This window comes from Mucilaginibacter flavidus (assembly GCF_024055575.1).
Taxonomy (GTDB): Bacteria; Bacteroidota; Bacteroidia; order Sphingobacteriales; family Sphingobacteriaceae; genus Mucilaginibacter; species Mucilaginibacter flavidus.
Genome location: NZ_JAMXOE010000002.1, coordinates 784,326 through 800,070 on the forward strand (window position 1 = coordinate 784,326; position 15,745 = coordinate 800,070).

A 15,745-nucleotide genomic window follows, 5' to 3' on the forward strand; every position below is an offset into this window, starting at 1 on the left:
TATGCAAATTATAACAAGGGCTATTTGGATACTATCATTGGTGAGTTTGCTTACCGACATCTCAAGTGAGATGCTGTACCCGGTAATGCCCATATACTTAAAGCACATTGGCTTTTCGGTATTATTAATAGGAGTTTTAGAAGAACTTGCTGAAGCAGTTGCCGGGTTTAGTAAAGGCTATTTTGGCAAATTATCCGATCATCTTAGCAGACGGATACCCTTTATTCGTTGGGGGTATTTTTTAAGTGCTCTGTTCAAGTGTTTTTCAATCCCAGAAAAGGCTTTGATTTATGAAGCGGCTCGACAAAAATATGGTAGTAACTGAATATTCAAATAAATAGGCATAACGAACTTTGTTGGCAAGTTGTGATTATGGCTTTTAGTTCTTCAATATAAAAACTAAAAGCCACAATAACAGAAGTAACACGGCATAGATTTTCTGTTCTGAAAATTTTCTTTAATTCCCGCTCCAGTCAGGTGTCTTGAGAGATCAATGACCCGTTTCTTCATAGCTGTGTTTTTAAGTAAATCAGTTTTAATCAATCGAACGTATAGTAGAACCAAATAAAAATTAATGCAAAAGGGTGTAGAACTACCGAAAGCTAACTTCACAATTGTAATTATGTGCAAATACAAATACAAAGTTACCGATCGTTATAACAAAACGGCACGGGCATTGGGTTATCTACTGTTAAAGACTTGGTCACAGCTTTAAATGGCACGATCAGGGTGTCGTCTAAACCGGGTGAAGGAGCTTCTTTTTTTATGTCCCTACCGAGATAAATCTTGCTAAACAAATGGCCTAAAATTATTAGACTGCATACGAAGTAGCCGTTCCTGGATGCAACGGCTACTTCGTGAAGAGGCAAAACATCTCTGTGTGCCGTATGTGAACATCAGCTGTCTATGGCGCCGGATAATATGACCGCTGAACAGGTATTATTTCAGACTGGTATAATCCTATCTGCTGGTCGGCCTTTTTACTTGGTGCAATTGAGGACGGAGAATTGGCTTATGCCCTTTAGTAAGTACCCGTCGATTTGTTTATTAAAGCTGCCTTTGCGAAAATATCCTTAATCTGGATAAAACCAAATAATCAAACAAAGGTATTTGTTCATGGTTTAATTCAATTACGAAGGTCAAACAATAAAGAATGGAACTGGAAAAGCATTATACCAATAGAAGTAGATGGCTCAGGGCGGCTGTTTTAGGTGCAAACGATGGTATCCTTTCAACAACAAGTATAGCAATCGGAGTAGCTGCGGCCAGTACCACGAGAAGCCCGATCATTCTGGCAGCGTTAGCCGGATTAGTTGCAGGGGCATTATCAATGGCAGCGGGTGAATATGTTTCTGTCAGTTCACAGTCTGACATAGAAACTGCAGATTTAGAAAGAGAGAAGAAAGAGCTTGAAACCATACCTGATATCGAGCTAAAAGAGCTTGCGAAAATATATGAAAAACGCGGCTTAGACATTAAATTGTCATTGCAGGTAGCTAAACAGCTTTCAAAGCACAATGCCTTAGAAGCTCATGCTAAGGACGAATTAGGAATTAATGAATTTTCGCAGCCAAAGCCATTGCAGGCAGCTTTAGCTTCCGGCGCATCATTTATATCCGGCGGGTTGTTGCCCTTTTTGGTTTCTTTATTTGCCCCTATAGGTATGATGGTTATTTTGCTTTATTCTTTGGCCATTATATTTCTTGCATTGTCGGGAGCAATCGCCGCAAAGGCAGGTGGTTCAAGTATGGTGAAAGGTATTATCAGAATCTGCTTTTGGGGAACCATAGCCATGGGCATCACCGCTTTAGTTGGATATTTATTCAGCGTAAAGACCGGGTAAGTTCAAAACAGCTCCAACCTTACGCCAAATAATATTAATTTTAAATTAAAACCTTTACTGCTTTTATGGCTTATATCAGCAGTAGTTCTTAATGGCCATAAAATTGCAACCGAACATAAAAGGCCTTTAAATTATTTCGTTCCTGCCCAATACTACTGCTTTCAATTATTCCCATAAAAATCTACTATGACGAGATCGAACAAGGGCTCTGTATTGACCATCAATGGCGGTTCGTTCAGCATTAAGTTTGCGCTGTATGCTATTAAAACCCCTTTATCGCTTTTATTGTCGGGTCAGGTGGAAAATATTGGTACCCAAACCTGCAAGCTCAGTTTTACAAAGGCTGGTTCGGAACAAAACATCATCGATATAAAAGGTGGCGATCACCATGAAGCCGGTAATGCTTTATTAGACTGGCTGGAAAAACAGGATGCCTTTGATCATATTAAAGCGGTCGGGCACCGGGTGGTTCACGGGCTGGAACATACCATGCCTGAAAAAATTACAACTCAATTATTGGGTAAACTAAAAGAAATAAGCGCTTATGACCCGGAGCACTTACCGGAAGAAATTAAGATGATCGGGCTGCTCAGCAAGCGCTACAGATCCATCGTACAGGTGGCCTGCTTTGATACCGCATTTCATGCTACCATGCCAACGGTGGCTAAACTATTGGCTATTCCACGCCGGTTCAGTAAGGCCGGTATCAGGCGCTACGGTTTCCATGGGCTCTCTTATGCCTACCTCATGGAGGAATTGGAAAGGATCGCCGGTAAGGAAGCTGCTAAGGGCAAGGTTATTATAGCGCACCTGGGCAGCGGTGCCAGTCTTGCCGCTGTCAAAAATGGCAAAAGCATGGATACCAGTATGGGCTTTACGCCAACTGCTGGTATACCAATGAGCACGCGGACAGGTGACCTTGATCCGGGTGTGGCGGCTTACCTGATGCAACACGAAAAATTGAGTCCATACCAGTTCAATCACCTGGTCAACCATGAATCGGGCCTGCTTGGTATTTCGGAAACCAGCGCTGATATGCGGCAGCTGCTCAAAATCCGTCATGCCGATCACCGCGCTGCCGAAGCCATTGAATTTTTTTGCTATCAAACTAAAAAATATATCGGGGCTTACGCCGCCGTTTTAGGGGGTTTAGACACTTTGGTGTTTTCCGGTGGCATTGGCGAACATGCGCCTGCGGTACGGGATAGGATATGTGCTGATCTTGAATTTTTAGGAATTGACCTGGATAAAAAGAAGAATGCTGAAAATGCAGCGATCATCTCTAAAAGCACTGGCAAGGTTACCATTCGCGTTATTCCAACCAACGAAGAATTAATGATAGCCCGCATGGTTTGCAGGGTAATAAAACAGGATATTAAAAAATAATTATGGAAACAGAATTGATGAAACCGGAAACGTTAAGCCCCGAATTATTATACAAGATCAATGCCTATTGGCGTGCGGCTAACTATTTGTCTGTCGGGCAACTTTATTTGCGGCATAATCCTTTATTAAAAGAACCCTTAAAGCTGGAGCATGTGAAAAATATGTTGCTGGGCCATTGGGGTACAACGCCGGGACAGAACTTTATTTATACCCATTTGAACCGGATCATTAAACGCTTCGACCTGAACATGATCTATATTTCGGGCCCCGGGCATGGCGGCCCGGCGGTGGTAGCGGGTACCTATCTGGAAGGTACCTATACGGAGGTGTATCCCAATATCACGCAGGACGAAGAAGGTTTAAAAAGGCTTTTTACCCAATTTTCTTACCCGGGTGGAATCTCCAGCCACGCGTCGCCACAAACACCAGGTTCCATTCATGAAGGCGGCGAACTGGGTTATTCGCTTAGTCATGCTTTTGGCGCGGTACTGGATAACCCGGACCTGATCGCGGCCTGTGTGGTCGGAGACGGCGAAGCAGAAACAGGCCCATTGGCTACGGCGTGGCATTCCAACAAATTTTTAAACCCGCTTACCGATGGGGTGGTATTACCCATACTCCATTTAAATGGATACAAAATATCTAATCCAACAATATTAGCGCGCATTAGCCATGAAGAACTGGAACAATTGTTTTTGGGTTACGGCTGGAAACCTTATTTTGTCGAGGGGGATGACCCGTCCCTTATGCACCAGGAAATGGCCGCCGTATTAGACCAGGCCATCGGACATATCCGGCAGATCAAAAACGATGCAGCTATTAATGGGGTTACGGAACGTCCACGCTGGCCGATGATCGTATTGAGATCGCCCAAAGGATGGACCGGGCCTAAAGAAGTTGATGGCTTTAAGATCGAAGGGAATTTCAGGGCGCACCAAATACCGCTCGCCGTTTCTGCATCTGCTCCGCCAGCGCATTTGCAGCTATTGGAAAACTGGATGAAGAGCTACAAGCCCGAAGAATTGTTTGATGATAAAGGACAATTGATGCCCGAACTGGCTGAACTGGCGCCAAAAGGAGAAAGACGTATGGGCGCTAATCCGCATGCTAACGGGGGCCAGTTATTACGCGACCTGCGAATGCCCGATTTTAGGAATTATGGTTGCGAAGTAGGTGCACCGGGAGTGGATGGCGAAGGCGACACTTACGTCTCCGGCCGTTTTTTACGGGATGTGATCAAAGAGAATAGCACAAACCGAAATTTCCGGATCTTCGGGCCGGATGAAACGGCTTCCAATAAATTGGAAGCTATATTTGAAGTAACCCCGCGCCAATGGGAGGCACCGGTTATAGCCAGTGATGAGTTTCTGGCACCCGAAGGCAGTGTGATGGAAATGCTGAGTGAGCACCAGTGCGAGGGCTGGCTGGAAGGTTACCTGTTAACCGGCAGGCATGGTTTATTTAACTGCTACGAGGCATTCATCCATATTGTGGATTCGATGTTTAACCAGCATGCCAAATGGTTGAAAATTACTTTAGAATTGCCCTGGCGGCGAAAGATCGCTTCATTAAATATTTTACTAACCTCCACAGTCTGGCGGCAGGACCATAATGGCTTCACCCACCAGGACCCCGGCTTTATTGATCACGTGGTGAATAAGAAAGCAAATATTGTACGCGTATATCTTCCCCCTGATGCCAATTGTCTTTTATCGGTAATGGATCATTGTTTGCGCAGCTTTCATTACGTTAACGTAATAGTTGCGGGTAAGCACCCTGCGCCGCAATGGCTCACTATGGAACAAGCGGTAGACCATTGTACGCGCGGCATCGGTATATGGAACTTCGCCAGCAATGACCAGGAAGCGGAACCGGATGTGGTTATGGCCTGTTGTGGCGATGTGCCGACATTAGAAGTATTGGCGGCCGTTTCCATTTTGCGCGAACATTTGCCCGAACTCAAGATACGGGTGATCAACGTAGTGGATCTGTTTAAGCTTCAGAAGAGTAGCGAACATACGCACGGCCTGAGCGACCCCGACTATAACGCCTTGTTCACAACCGACAAACCCGTGGTGTTCGCTTTCCACGGCTACCCCTGGTTAGTGCACCGTTTAACGTACAACCGGGCTAATAACGTCAATATGCACGTAAGGGGCTATAAGGAGGAAGGAACCATCACCACCTCATTTGATATGACGGTGCTTAACGAAATGGATAGGTTTCATCTGGTGATGGATGTGATAGACCGCCTGCCGCAAACCCGCACTAAAGGCGTTTATTTGAAACAAATGTTACAGGATAAACTAACGGAACATAAACACTATATTGGTGCCCATGGTAAAGATATGCCCGAAATCCTGAACTGGAAATGGGACGCCATTAAGCCATCAAAAGCATGATTGAAAATTAATCCCTGTTAACCGTGCATAAAAAAGGCTAATCAAATGGAAACGAAAACAGATCAACCTTTTTGGCACCTGGATAAAGCGGGAGCTTTAAAGCAGTTCGGGGTTAACGAGCAGGGGCTAAGTGATCGGGAGGCGATCAAAAGGCGGACGCAATATGGCCCTAATACCATCAAAGCCAACACGTCATCATCGGCATTACTTCTCTTCCTCTCGCAATTTAAAAGCCCCATCACCCTGATGCTGATCGCCGCTGCATTGCTGTCGGCCGGCCTGGGTGATGTGGCCGATACGTTGATCATCCTGGCTATTGTAATGATCAGCAGTTTTCTGGGCTTCTGGCAGGAAAAAGGCGCTTCGGATGCGGTAAAAGAGCTGATGAAAATGGTACAACTGCATTGTAATGTTTTGAGGGACGGGAAGACCAAAGAGATACCGGTTGAAAATGTCGTTCCGGGCGATGTGGTGATCTTATCTGCCGGCGATGTGATCCCCGGGGATAGCCTGATCCTGGAGTCGCAGGAACTATTTGTTGATGAAGCCGCCTTTACCGGCGAAACCTATCCGGTAGAAAAGAATGCCGGCGTTTTGCCCGCCAGTACGCCGCTGGCCAAAAGAAGCAATGCGCTCTTTATGGGCTCGCATGTCATCAGCGGCAAGGCCAGCGCACTCATCATAAAAACTGGTAAACAAACGGAATTCGGACAAATATCCGCAGGCTTGCAGGCCAGGGTACCCGAAACTGATTTTGAAAAAGGGATCCGGAAATTCGGTTACATGCTAATGGAGATCACTTTGTTGCTGGTGATCATCATTTTTGGCATCAATGTGTTTTTGCACAAGCCGGTGCTCGATTCCTTCCTGTTCTCCTTAGCCTTAGCCGTAGGTTTAACGCCGCAATTGCTGCCCGCCATCATCAGTGTCAACCTGTCTACGGGCGCGCGGCGCATGGCTAAGCAACAGGTGATCGTTAAACGCCTGTCATCCATTGAAAACTTTGGCAGCATGAACATTCTGTGTTCCGATAAAACAGGCACCATTACCGAAGGTAAAGTGAAATTAAAAGATACGCTGGATATCAACGGGCGGCACAGCGATAAGGTTTTACAATACGCCTGGCTCAACGCCTCCCTGCAGCAGGGTTTTAATAACCCCATAGATGCCGCAATTTGTGCGGAATATAAAGGCCCGGCAAATACGTACCAGGTGCAAACAGAGATCCCCTATGATTTTATCCGTAAGCGACTCACCATACAGTTAAAAAACCAAAAAGAGAATTTTGCCATTACCAAAGGCGCATTAAATAATATTTTAGCAGTTTGCAGCCAGGTTGAAACCGTCGGCGGGAAGGTACAGGCTATTGCGGATAGCACGGCCGCTATACATAAGCAATACGAGCAATTGAGCGCCGCTGGTTACCGTACATTAGGCGTGGCCTACAAACCTGCCGATGCCAAACAGGATTTTACCAAAGCCGACGAGAAGGACATGGTATTTATAGGTTTCATCACCTTGTTTGACCCACTGAAGGCCAATGTTGCCGATCTGATGGCTAAAATGAACGACCTCGGTGTAAAACTAAAATTCATCACCGGCGACAACGCCCTGGTGGCCAAAAGCCTGGCTTTGCAAATAGGAATTACAGACCCGCAAATACTAACCGGCGGCGACCTGCTGAAGATGACCAATGCGGCGTTGTTTCACAAAGCGCCCCTAACGGATGTATTTGCTGAAGTGGAGCCCAATCAAAAAGAAAGGATCATCACCATTTTAAAAAAGGCAGGCAACGTAGTAGGGTTTATGGGCGATGGCATAAACGATGCCCCGGCGCTCCACACCGCCGATGTAGGCATATCTGTAAATACTGCGGTAGATGTAGCCAAGGAAGCGGCAGACATAGTATTGTTAAGCAGCGGCCTCGAAGTGTTGATCGATGGCATTATCGAAGGCCGCAAAACGTTTGCCAATACCATGAAATATATTTTTATGGCTACCAGCGCAAATTTTGGCAATATGTTCAGTATGGCGGGGGCATCATTATTCTTGAAATTCCTGCCCCTGCTGCCGAAACAGATCCTGTTGACCAACCTTTTAACCGACTTTCCCGAAATGGCCATCGCTACAGACAGGGTCGACCAGATCAATATTCAATCGCCGCAACGCTGGGACCTGCGGTTCATCAAACGGTTTATGATCACCTTTGGGTTACTGAGTTCTGTTTTTGACTACCTCACTTTTGGGGTATTGATATTTGTGTTTCATGCGAACGAAAAGGTGTTTCAAACCGGGTGGTTTGCCGAATCGGTAATCTCCGCCACGCTGATCGTATTGGTAGTCAGGACGCGGCTGCCATTTTTTAAAAGTCTGCCGGGCAAATATTTGGCTATCGCTACGGTAATGATCCTGCTACTGGTACTGGCACTTCCGCTGACACCTTTAGCCGCCTGGTTCGGGTTTACCCGGCTGCCTTTATCCTATTATGGCTGGATGCTGCTTATCATTGTATGCTACCTCGGCTCGGCCGAACTGGCGAAAAGAGCGTTTTATAGAAAGATGAATGCTGCTGCAAACAAGCAAATGTTAACGGTGTTGAAAGAGTGAATGTATGATGGATATAAGAGTACTGAAAACATCGTTAACCATTCAATGGCCGGCGATAAAAGGAAAAAAAAGACTATTCTAAACGTTAAAATAACATGAAAAAAAGTGCTGATCTTCCTAAGCAACTACAAAAGTGCCTCACCGGTATAAAAGGCTTTGATGAAATTACGGAAGGGAACTTTATAAAGACGTAGCTTCTCTAAACATGGATTTACATGGGCTTGTTTCCCAAAAAAAAATCCTTATAGAACATGTTCTTTTGGAGCGAAAAGATATTCAAGAGCTTGACTTTAACCTGGAAGGGTTATTCGTTCGTTTGGAATATTCCATGAAATTTTGTTTTAAATTACTGCATGGGGTTTAAGTTCGACCACTGTAGTAAAAAAATTAGTGTTGAGAGAAGATTATCCACTTAATTCTTGGTTTGCGATTTTGCTTTTAATTACTGTACGGTTAGGTAAACCTGAAATTCAGAACCTTTGCCTAACTCGCTTTTCAGTAAGATTTTCCCCCCAGAATTAGTTACTATCTCATTGACCAGATACAAGCCGATACCAGTGCCTTCAACAGTATTTTCGATACGGCTATATTTTGAAAATACTTCTTTATATTTACTTTCCTCTATCCCAATACCATTATCCTTTACACTTATCACGATATATTTTTTTTCTTTTCTTGTACTTATTGTTATTTCAGGAGTTCGATCTGGTGATTGGAACTTGATGGCGTTATTTACCAGATTATAAATTATACTTCTTAGTTTTCTTCGGGAATACAATATCCGGGACACTTTAATATTACTACTAATTATGGCGCCGGATTCCATAATCGTTCCAGCCAGGGTAAGACGAACATCCTCAAGGATATTTTCAAAATCTATACGCTCTTCCTCTACTTTATATTTATGCTTTAGCTTACCAGCATCAGTCAACTCCGTTATAATAGTTTGCATTTTTTTTATGGAACTTTCTAAAACCCCGAAAAACATTAAAAATATTTTGGACTTATCCGTGGAAACCTTTTTAAGTTGATTAATAGTTAGCAGTAAACTGGTTAACGGACCTTTAATGTCATGAGATATGGTGTCAAGTAAGGTTTCATGATCGGCAATGAGCATTTCCTGATTGACCAGATCTTTAATCCGTGCTGTTATTTCTACAAATGTGATAATTACCCCATTTGTTTTTTTAGTTTTGGTAATAACATAGGGTATAATGTTCATCTGATACCATCTTAAATCAGTTGTCTGGATTTCTTTTTCAAGGATTTCATTACTGTGGATGACTTGTTCAATATTCTCAACTATAGTAGGAAAGCGAAAATTATCTTTAATGTCATCGATATTCTTCCCTACATCTTCTGTTTTTAAGGAAAACTGTTTCATGGCCGGAGGTGTAAACTTCCGTAAAATCAAGTCACTATCGACAAATAACTGCGGAATGATCGTGTTTCTGAAATAATTCTCTAACTCATCATTTAGCTTAATGAGTTTTTTAATTTTTTGATCTTGATTAACCATATTCTATTATAAGTTCACAAAAAAAAAGTATTTTTTGGCCTATCTAAAATGCCAATTGAAATAATATATACAGGTAGAGAAGATTAATAAATTGGCCTTTTTCACTTTTGTAATGCTCTATAGTATCAGCAGATCGCATTTGCGCTCTGTTTGGATCATCTCCTACATTGCGGAAAGCCCGGCGCTTACGAAGCAAATCCCAATACTTATCAAGTTCAGATTTAATTGTATGTAAGTATGAACATACTGATCAGTTAGTTCAGAATTGCCATATAAATGCTCTCCTTTTTCCGTAAGTTGTCTGATATGATTTATAATTAAATTATCTTCTTTTTTTTCTTCCCTGATATATTTAGTTAAATATTGTCTTTAAGAAGGTTATTAATCTATAAGTGTTTTATAAGAGAGCCAGTCGTCTGCTAACTGCATCTTTCAAGCAGGAAATCATGAAGGTGTTGTTCAAGTAAGTCTGTATTGTATTCAGTAACGTCACCGTTATTTGATAGTTCTATTTCATTCTCATTAACGGTAATGGTAAATACAGCACCATCTATAATTTCGAGGAAGTAGACATTGATCACGTCATATACATGAGCATATTCTATGCTCAGGCTGGAATACAGTTTGATATTGATCTCATTCGCGAAGTCGCTTTGCAAACTTTGGAAAAGTGTCTCAGCACTTACCAGATGTGTATTTTTTATTGAGTGCATGAATATGAATTATTTTAAGAAGCAATTAATTAACGACCATTAACCCTACATGAAAATGAGCCGGATAAGTTGGTAATGAGTCTTAATCGATCCGCTGATTGATAGGAGTTGTACAGATGTAACAATTATAACAAGATTTGTTTGTGCGTAATACATTATAAATGCAAGACTTATATTTTGACTGGCTTTCTTTAGGCTTGCTAATTCAATCGTTAGATTTGCAGATCATTCCAATCATAAGAAATTATTGCATTAAATACTTTTCAAACTAAAAGCTTGCTCTTTACAGGCTTTCAAAAGCTGTTTTTGGAGAAAATCTAATTATTGATATTTAAGTTTATATATAGTTCTCCTAATGATTGTTCCCACTTTACACCCAAGCGATGAAATACAGGATTGTATTGCACCAAACTAGCCATCATTCTTTAAATTAAATATGCCTGTGTTTCGCAAAATCAATAATAGCCGGAGGCAGGATTGATTTTATGAAAGTCTGGCGACCCAACACGCCATACTGCCTGTTGCGGATGAAAGTAGCAAGTGGCAGGATGGCGCGATTTTTATTCGTTTTTTAGCCGGAGCAATTTTTGATAGACATCTTCCCAATAAGCCTGTAAGCCCTCATCCAGTAACTTAATGAGGGGTCAACATGCCGGTAATGGTGGTAATCGTCCGCTTGCAGGAGGGCTAAATCCAAATTTTCTACGGTAATTATTTTATTATTTTGATCTACAATGGTCATGACTGTTCAAGCTACTTTTAGGGGTTGTGTCCTGAAATCATGCAGGTTCATAAAGAAGCCCCTGTTAAATAATAAGCCGTCCTTAAACAGTTGCCACAAAAGGGATGAACCCATATTGGCTAAGGTAGAATTGATAAATAAATCCTGTTTGGTCAGGGCTTCGGCTAATGAACAACTTGGCGTATTGTCGGTAGCGTCTGCCGTTTCTAACAGTTCCTTAAAAGTTTCAGTTACAAATGGCAGGTTCCCCACGGGTGCATATTTCTTCGATTCCGGCTGTTTGTGATTTCCTATGGTTGATAAAATCACCTGCCCTGTGTGTTTGCTGTTTCCCAAATCCATCCAGTATAAAGGGCGGTTGCGTTCATAACTTTGGTAGCCTGTAAACTCTTGCAGTATCGTACCGATTTCAAACCTTGATACGGCATTGTCCACGCAGGTAATGAACAAATTGGCTTTGCCATCATTGGAACGGGTTTCCACGTAGCCTGCATCATAGCGTTGCGTTATCGCTTTCCAGTTAGTACCAAAAAAGCGGTTAATGCGGTTGATCAATACCACGCTTTTATGCAAGCCGATTTCTGCTTCGGCAAATAATTGTCTGCCGAGGTTGGCCTCGCTCACCGGATCATCATCATAAGCGAAAACCATTAGCCCCGGATGATTGAGGGCAAGCATAGCCTGATTTATCCGGGCAAGATTGGTCAGCATTTGGCTACCTGTACCACCACAACCGATTAAGTTAACGGTAATAGGATTGGTGGGGTTTATCAGGTAATTATCGGTAATATGTATGGGCGTTAATGTTTTCATCTGATGAGGTGTTTAATTTGAAATTTGTTGGGTATCAATACATCGGTCGGGAATTGCTCCCCGCTTTCGGTCAGGTGTTGCCATAACTGTACGATGTTTCCTTTTACTGGCTGATGCCCCCCAAACAGGTGGCTGAAATAGCTGTTGAAAAAATCGCTTTGCCACAACTCCATAAACTGTTCCAACCCGCAATCTTTGGGGATGCTGATTTGCACATTACCCATACAAACCCTACCGTCAGGATAGACATTAAAGTAAGGCGCGTGATATAACAGCGTATCTTCTGTAAAGTCGGTTTCGGTTACGGCAAAAACCTGTAGGCTATTCTTCCCTGCTTTCCAAACCATTGCAGGGACATGCGCCATTCCCGATGGGATGCCGAGGCTCTCTATGAAAAGCAGTTTGATTTGTTGGGGTGGCGTGTGCCAAACGGCAAAGCCTGATGAACTACTATTGATGGTTAGCACGTTAGGGGGCATTAAGCCTTTCGGATTTAAAAAGCCCTGCGCCTTTTTTTCATTAACCTGTAATGCTTTTGCTAATTTATGGCTTTCTTGAATAGATAAGGGATGCCCGTTGATGGGGCAGCCCGAAACGTCCATATCATAACTTTCGATATAAAAATCGGATTGATGGTCATTGCCTGTTTTTTGCATAATCAGCAGGGCTTTTACAGGCTGGTATAAATTTCCGAAAGTGTTCGTTAAATCTTTCATGGCTTGTGGTATAATAGGGTACATAAATCATCGATAAGCCTATATAGCTTATCTTCATAAGCCAGTTCATCGGTATATAATGGTTTATGTTCATTAAAAAAGGTGATGACTTCCGGCTCCTGGTAACGGGAACGTTCGTTAAAATCGTTGTTCACCATGTCCCGCAACGTATCGCTTACGCTATCGCTCATGCTCCCGACAAAAGAGAAATACTCGTGCATGGCTACATAGTTATCCTCGTAATCTTCCACCTCATAATCTTGTAAACTGGCATGTTTAAAAAGGTTCATGCCGGGAAAGGTCTGCCATAAGTCCCAACATTTTTGGGCTACGCTCAGGCATTCCTTTTCAAAATCACTTAGGGCATAGAAGTTGGCGATAAGGCTGTCCAGACTATGACGAAAACCTGTCGCCATCATTTTTTCCTGTATAAAATCACCTTGTGTCAGTGCGTTATCATAGGCTGTTTTTTGCCTTTTATAATCATGTTCCTCCATATCGTCTTTGCCCTCGGTTATCCATTCGTCCAGTATTTGATAATTGTAAAACATATAGGTGTCCTCGTCCCGGTAATAGGTAACATCCGCTTCGATATACAGGTAGGCGCAAACGGCGGTAATCAGTTCGGCACAATGGGTGTATTCCGGCTTTTGCCACAGGTCGTAAATCGGCATCACCGGGATATAAAACAAGCCAAAATCCTGATTGAATGTTTCTTTAACGGTCAGGCAGGTATGACTATCTTCCTGTTCCACGATCAGCAGTTCCCGATACCTGCCCTTTTTTTTTAGTTGGCGGTTGACCTCCTTTTCTGCCATCAGAATATTATAAGGGTAGGGCAGTTGTCGATAGCCTGTCAGGTTTAAACCATAGTGTTTAACCAGGTGTGAGAGGGATTTAAAAAAATCCCCCTCTACTGCTGATTGTTTTGGCAATTCCGTTGCCGGCTGGTACATGGGCATAAAGCTGTGCCTTAAAAAACCATTGGCAACAGGTTCTGCGGTGCGGAGCGTGGGCGGTTGAGCCTTGCTTCCTGCGCATCGGGTAGCCTGTCGAGGTCTTTTGCGAAATGTGCGAGTTGCTGATGTAGCTTCCATTGTTGCTGATTGCATTGTTTAATTAATCCTTTGTTCTCATTCGTTTTCATCGACTATCCTTTCACTCCTATGGTGGATACAAATTTATATTCCCGGCAGTCATCTACAAACTCAGGCCCTGAAATTTTGGCGGTAGTGAGGATGGCGTACAGGTTCGCATAATAGTTGCATACTGCTTCGGGGCTAAAATCTTCGTTAGGGTCGGTCAGGCGGATTTTTTGCCCGTTCTCGGTGTGGACAAAAACTCTTGGTAGTAATTTCGTTTCTAACATGGCTGTGTTTCTTTAAGAGTTGTAATTCAATAATGCTTTCTCGTATAGGTTGGCTTGTTGCTCCAAATACTGGCGTTTCTTTTTCAGTTCGTTTTCTTTGTTGGGGTGTTCCTCTACGCTTGGCAGGATGGTCAGGGCTTCGGAAAACTTGAACTTTTTAATCAGTTCGGTTACATTTTCCATTGTCGTATCGTAGACTTTTTTCTTGTCCTCTTTACTGATTTTTGGTTCAGGTAGTTCCGCATCTTCCGTCTTTTTCGGGGTGGCGGTTGCCTGTGCTTTTTCCTTATTCTTTTTGTCCTGCTCCAATTTAGAAGCTGCTTTAGCCTGTTCCACGCTTTTTAAATGCGCTTCCAAATTGGTTTGCAGTTCTGCGGTTTTTACTAACGGGTCGGTAATTTTGGTAAAAAATGCTTCGTCTAAGTCCTGCGCTGTGCCTGTGAGCGTATAAGGGATAATCAGCTTTACCGCTTTATCCCCGCAGGTAGCGTTAAATAATTCAGATACGGTCATGTTGCCATCTGCATCGGTTTGAATGACTAACTTCCATGTACCGGGAAGATTGAGGCTTGCTATATTTTGAAAAAAGTTCGTTGTCATGATTTTTAATTTTTAAGTGTGCGTTTATTCAATTTAACTAAATGGTTTGCCGACCTGCCATCTGTGGTAAACAGGTATTCATTCGTTAAAATGCTTTCCTTGATGGCGGTATCGCTGGTTAGAAATTCGTATTGTTTTTCGAGTGTTTGATATAGGTAGCGGTTCAGGATTTCAGCGAACGAGCGTAGCCATTCTTCGAGTTTGTCCAGTTCTTCAAAGATGTTATCATGCGTTTTGCCGTCCCTGATAAATCCGGAAATGCCTAAATCTGTTACTATGCCAAACTGCCTCGACCTGCAAATGATTTGTGGTTCGCTTGGTAACAATCCCTTAGCGACCAATGCAATTACGCTGCGGTCAATCTGCGGAATACTGAATACAAATTCCTGCATTGGCGCATAGTCTTTCCACGATTGGTTGGCAACTGCGATAAGCAATTTGGGTATGTCCACTATAGCGGAAAAGCCGCTACCATCGCCCTGCGAATAAAAGCCCCTGAATTTGATACTGTCATTGTTGACCGCTATGCCTAAGTAGGAACACAGTTCTATAAAGTCCTCCAGTTCATCATCCCACCAATTAAAATTGACGTTTAAATCCCTGTAGGTCGTCAATGCCTTTTGTTTGGCTTCCTTTTCCAATTCATTAAAACTATATAGTTTGAGTGTTATCGTTTTCATGGCTTTATAGGGGTTTTGTTTTCAATGGATGACAAATAAGCGGTGTACCTGCGGGTCAGATTTTCGCCCTTTCGGAAGATTTCCGTTTTATAGAAATATATCTCGTCAAAAAAAGCTACGGTTTTAGTTTGCAGATTGATTTCATAGCGGTAGGTCGCATTGATGCGTAATTCGTTTAAGGCGCAATGCTCGGTTAGCAAAGCCAGTTCCGCATCTGCATCGTTGAGTGATAAAAGCACGAGCAATAGCCTTTCCACAATGTACCCCTGTTCGGGTGCGCTACTGCTGTCGGCAACGCAAATAATCGCTTCGCCATTAGTAAGGGTGATATAAAGATTTGAACGTGTCATTTTCT

Annotated in this window: 17 protein-coding genes; 6 read left to right on the forward strand and 11 right to left on the reverse strand. The window is 42.9% G+C overall.

Translation table 11 applies throughout. The features are described 5' to 3' along the window. Position 1 precedes the first annotated feature (1 nt). The 6 genes from NAF19_RS07625 (at position 2) to mgtA (ending at position 8,238) form a co-directional block, all read left to right on the forward strand. Positions 2 to 325, forward strand: a complete 324-nt coding sequence (locus NAF19_RS07625) for an MFS transporter (protein WP_252789227.1) — start codon at positions 2 to 4, stop codon at positions 323 to 325. Between the two features lie 350 nt (positions 326 to 675). Then, positions 676 to 783 carry a hypothetical protein gene (locus NAF19_RS30715; RefSeq protein WP_370362858.1) on the forward strand — a complete coding sequence of 36 codons (108 nt, stop codon included), beginning with the start codon at positions 676 to 678 and terminating at the stop codon, positions 781 to 783. 370 nt (positions 784 to 1,153) lie between these two features. Continuing rightward, positions 1,154 to 1,843, forward strand: a complete 690-nt coding sequence (locus NAF19_RS07630) for a VIT1/CCC1 transporter family protein (RefSeq protein ID WP_252789228.1) — start codon at positions 1,154 to 1,156, stop codon at positions 1,841 to 1,843. 186 nt (positions 1,844 to 2,029) lie between these two features. Next, complete coding sequence (locus NAF19_RS07635) at positions 2,030 to 3,229, forward strand: acetate/propionate family kinase (RefSeq protein ID WP_252789229.1); 1,200 nt, start codon at positions 2,030 to 2,032, stop codon at positions 3,227 to 3,229. A gap of 2 nt (positions 3,230 to 3,231) precedes the next feature. Next, positions 3,232 to 5,631, forward strand: coding sequence for a phosphoketolase family protein (locus NAF19_RS07640; protein WP_252789230.1), 2,400 nt, complete (start codon positions 3,232 to 3,234; stop codon positions 5,629 to 5,631). A gap of 45 nt (positions 5,632 to 5,676) precedes the next feature. Continuing rightward, the gene (gene mgtA, locus NAF19_RS07645) at positions 5,677 to 8,238 is read left to right on the forward strand and encodes a magnesium-translocating P-type ATPase (protein ID WP_252789231.1); all 2,562 of its coding nucleotides are present in this window, start codon (positions 5,677 to 5,679) and stop codon (positions 8,236 to 8,238) included. 442 nt (positions 8,239 to 8,680) lie between these two features. On the opposite strand, the gene NAF19_RS07650 is transcribed toward mgtA, so the two are convergent. The 11 genes from NAF19_RS07650 to NAF19_RS07695 form a co-directional block, all read right to left on the reverse strand. Further along, a complete protein-coding gene (locus tag NAF19_RS07650) occupies positions 8,681 to 9,757 on the reverse strand; it encodes a sensor histidine kinase (RefSeq protein WP_252789232.1) in 1,077 nt (358 codons plus the stop codon). Between the two features lie 43 nt (positions 9,758 to 9,800). Further along, complete coding sequence (locus tag NAF19_RS30720; RefSeq protein ID WP_370362860.1) at positions 9,801 to 9,983, reverse strand: DUF2630 family protein; 183 nt, start codon at positions 9,981 to 9,983, stop codon at positions 9,801 to 9,803. A 193-nt stretch (positions 9,984 to 10,176) separates the two neighbouring features. Then, the gene (locus NAF19_RS07655) at positions 10,177 to 10,470 is read right to left on the reverse strand and encodes a hypothetical protein (RefSeq protein WP_252789233.1); all 294 of its coding nucleotides are present in this window, start codon (positions 10,468 to 10,470) and stop codon (positions 10,177 to 10,179) included. Positions 10,471 to 11,218: 748 nt separating this feature from the next. Then, the gene (locus NAF19_RS07660) at positions 11,219 to 12,025 is read right to left on the reverse strand and encodes a PRTRC system ThiF family protein (RefSeq protein WP_252789234.1); all 807 of its coding nucleotides are present in this window, start codon (positions 12,023 to 12,025) and stop codon (positions 11,219 to 11,221) included. Continuing rightward, entirely contained in the window at positions 12,022 to 12,741 is a 720-nt protein-coding gene (locus NAF19_RS07665) for a prokaryotic E2 ligase family D protein (protein WP_252789235.1), read from the reverse strand. Before NAF19_RS07665 ends, NAF19_RS07660 begins: the two co-directional genes overlap by 4 nt. Then, positions 12,738 to 13,703 carry a hypothetical protein gene (locus NAF19_RS07670; RefSeq protein WP_252789236.1) on the reverse strand — a complete coding sequence of 322 codons (966 nt, stop codon included), beginning with the start codon at positions 13,701 to 13,703 and terminating at the stop codon, positions 12,738 to 12,740. Before NAF19_RS07670 ends, NAF19_RS07665 begins: the two co-directional genes overlap by 4 nt. Before the next feature lie 11 nt (positions 13,704 to 13,714). Beyond that, complete coding sequence (locus NAF19_RS07675) at positions 13,715 to 13,888, reverse strand: hypothetical protein (protein WP_252789237.1); 174 nt, start codon at positions 13,886 to 13,888, stop codon at positions 13,715 to 13,717. 3 nt (positions 13,889 to 13,891) lie between these two features. After that, a complete protein-coding gene (locus tag NAF19_RS07680; RefSeq protein WP_252789238.1) occupies positions 13,892 to 14,110 on the reverse strand; it encodes a PRTRC system protein C in 219 nt (72 codons plus the stop codon). 12 nt (positions 14,111 to 14,122) lie between these two features. Continuing rightward, positions 14,123 to 14,710, reverse strand: a complete 588-nt coding sequence (locus NAF19_RS07685) for a hypothetical protein (protein WP_252789239.1) — start codon at positions 14,708 to 14,710, stop codon at positions 14,123 to 14,125. 5 nt (positions 14,711 to 14,715) lie between these two features. Further along, positions 14,716 to 15,390 (reverse strand): DUF8835 domain-containing pootine, encoded by a 675-nt coding sequence (locus tag NAF19_RS07690; protein WP_252789240.1) that lies wholly within the window; start codon positions 15,388 to 15,390, stop codon positions 14,716 to 14,718. Continuing rightward, entirely contained in the window at positions 15,387 to 15,740 is a 354-nt protein-coding gene (locus NAF19_RS07695) for a penicillin-binding protein (RefSeq protein ID WP_252789241.1), read from the reverse strand. The genes NAF19_RS07690 and NAF19_RS07695 overlap by 4 nt, the downstream gene beginning before the upstream one ends. Positions 15,741 to 15,745 lie beyond the last annotated feature (5 nt).

What these genes read in the sequence shown, in the direction of transcription:
- NAF19_RS07680 (WP_252789238.1), bottom strand. Translation starts at nt 14,110, where the DNA reads ATGTTAGAAACGAAATTACTACCAAGAGTTTTTGTCCACACCGAGAAC.
- NAF19_RS07665 (WP_252789235.1), bottom strand. Translation starts at nt 12,741, where the DNA reads ATGAAAGATTTAACGAACACTTTCGGAAATTTATACCAGCCTGTAAAA.
- NAF19_RS07655 (WP_252789233.1), bottom strand. Translation starts at nt 10,470, where the DNA reads ATGCACTCAATAAAAAATACACATCTGGTAAGTGCTGAGACACTTTTC.
- NAF19_RS07670 (WP_252789236.1), bottom strand. Translation starts at nt 13,703, where the DNA reads ATGCCCATGTACCAGCCGGCAACGGAATTGCCAAAACAATCAGCAGTA.
- mgtA (WP_252789231.1), top strand. Translation starts at nt 5,677, where the DNA reads ATGGAAACGAAAACAGATCAACCTTTTTGGCACCTGGATAAAGCGGGA.
- NAF19_RS07695 (WP_252789241.1), bottom strand. Translation starts at nt 15,740, where the DNA reads ATGACACGTTCAAATCTTTATATCACCCTTACTAATGGCGAAGCGATT.
- NAF19_RS07635 (WP_252789229.1), top strand. Translation starts at nt 2,030, where the DNA reads ATGACGAGATCGAACAAGGGCTCTGTATTGACCATCAATGGCGGTTCG.
- NAF19_RS07640 (WP_252789230.1), top strand. Translation starts at nt 3,232, where the DNA reads ATGGAAACAGAATTGATGAAACCGGAAACGTTAAGCCCCGAATTATTA.
- NAF19_RS07675 (WP_252789237.1), bottom strand. Translation starts at nt 13,888, where the DNA reads ATGAAAACGAATGAGAACAAAGGATTAATTAAACAATGCAATCAGCAA.
- NAF19_RS07685 (WP_252789239.1), bottom strand. Translation starts at nt 14,710, where the DNA reads ATGACAACGAACTTTTTTCAAAATATAGCAAGCCTCAATCTTCCCGGT.
- NAF19_RS07650 (WP_252789232.1), bottom strand. Translation starts at nt 9,757, where the DNA reads ATGGTTAATCAAGATCAAAAAATTAAAAAACTCATTAAGCTAAATGAT.
- NAF19_RS07625 (WP_252789227.1), top strand. Translation starts at nt 2, where the DNA reads ATGCAAATTATAACAAGGGCTATTTGGATACTATCATTGGTGAGTTTG.
- NAF19_RS07690 (WP_252789240.1), bottom strand. Translation starts at nt 15,390, where the DNA reads ATGAAAACGATAACACTCAAACTATATAGTTTTAATGAATTGGAAAAG.
- NAF19_RS07630 (WP_252789228.1), top strand. Translation starts at nt 1,154, where the DNA reads ATGGAACTGGAAAAGCATTATACCAATAGAAGTAGATGGCTCAGGGCG.
- NAF19_RS07660 (WP_252789234.1), bottom strand. Translation starts at nt 12,025, where the DNA reads ATGAAAACATTAACGCCCATACATATTACCGATAATTACCTGATAAAC.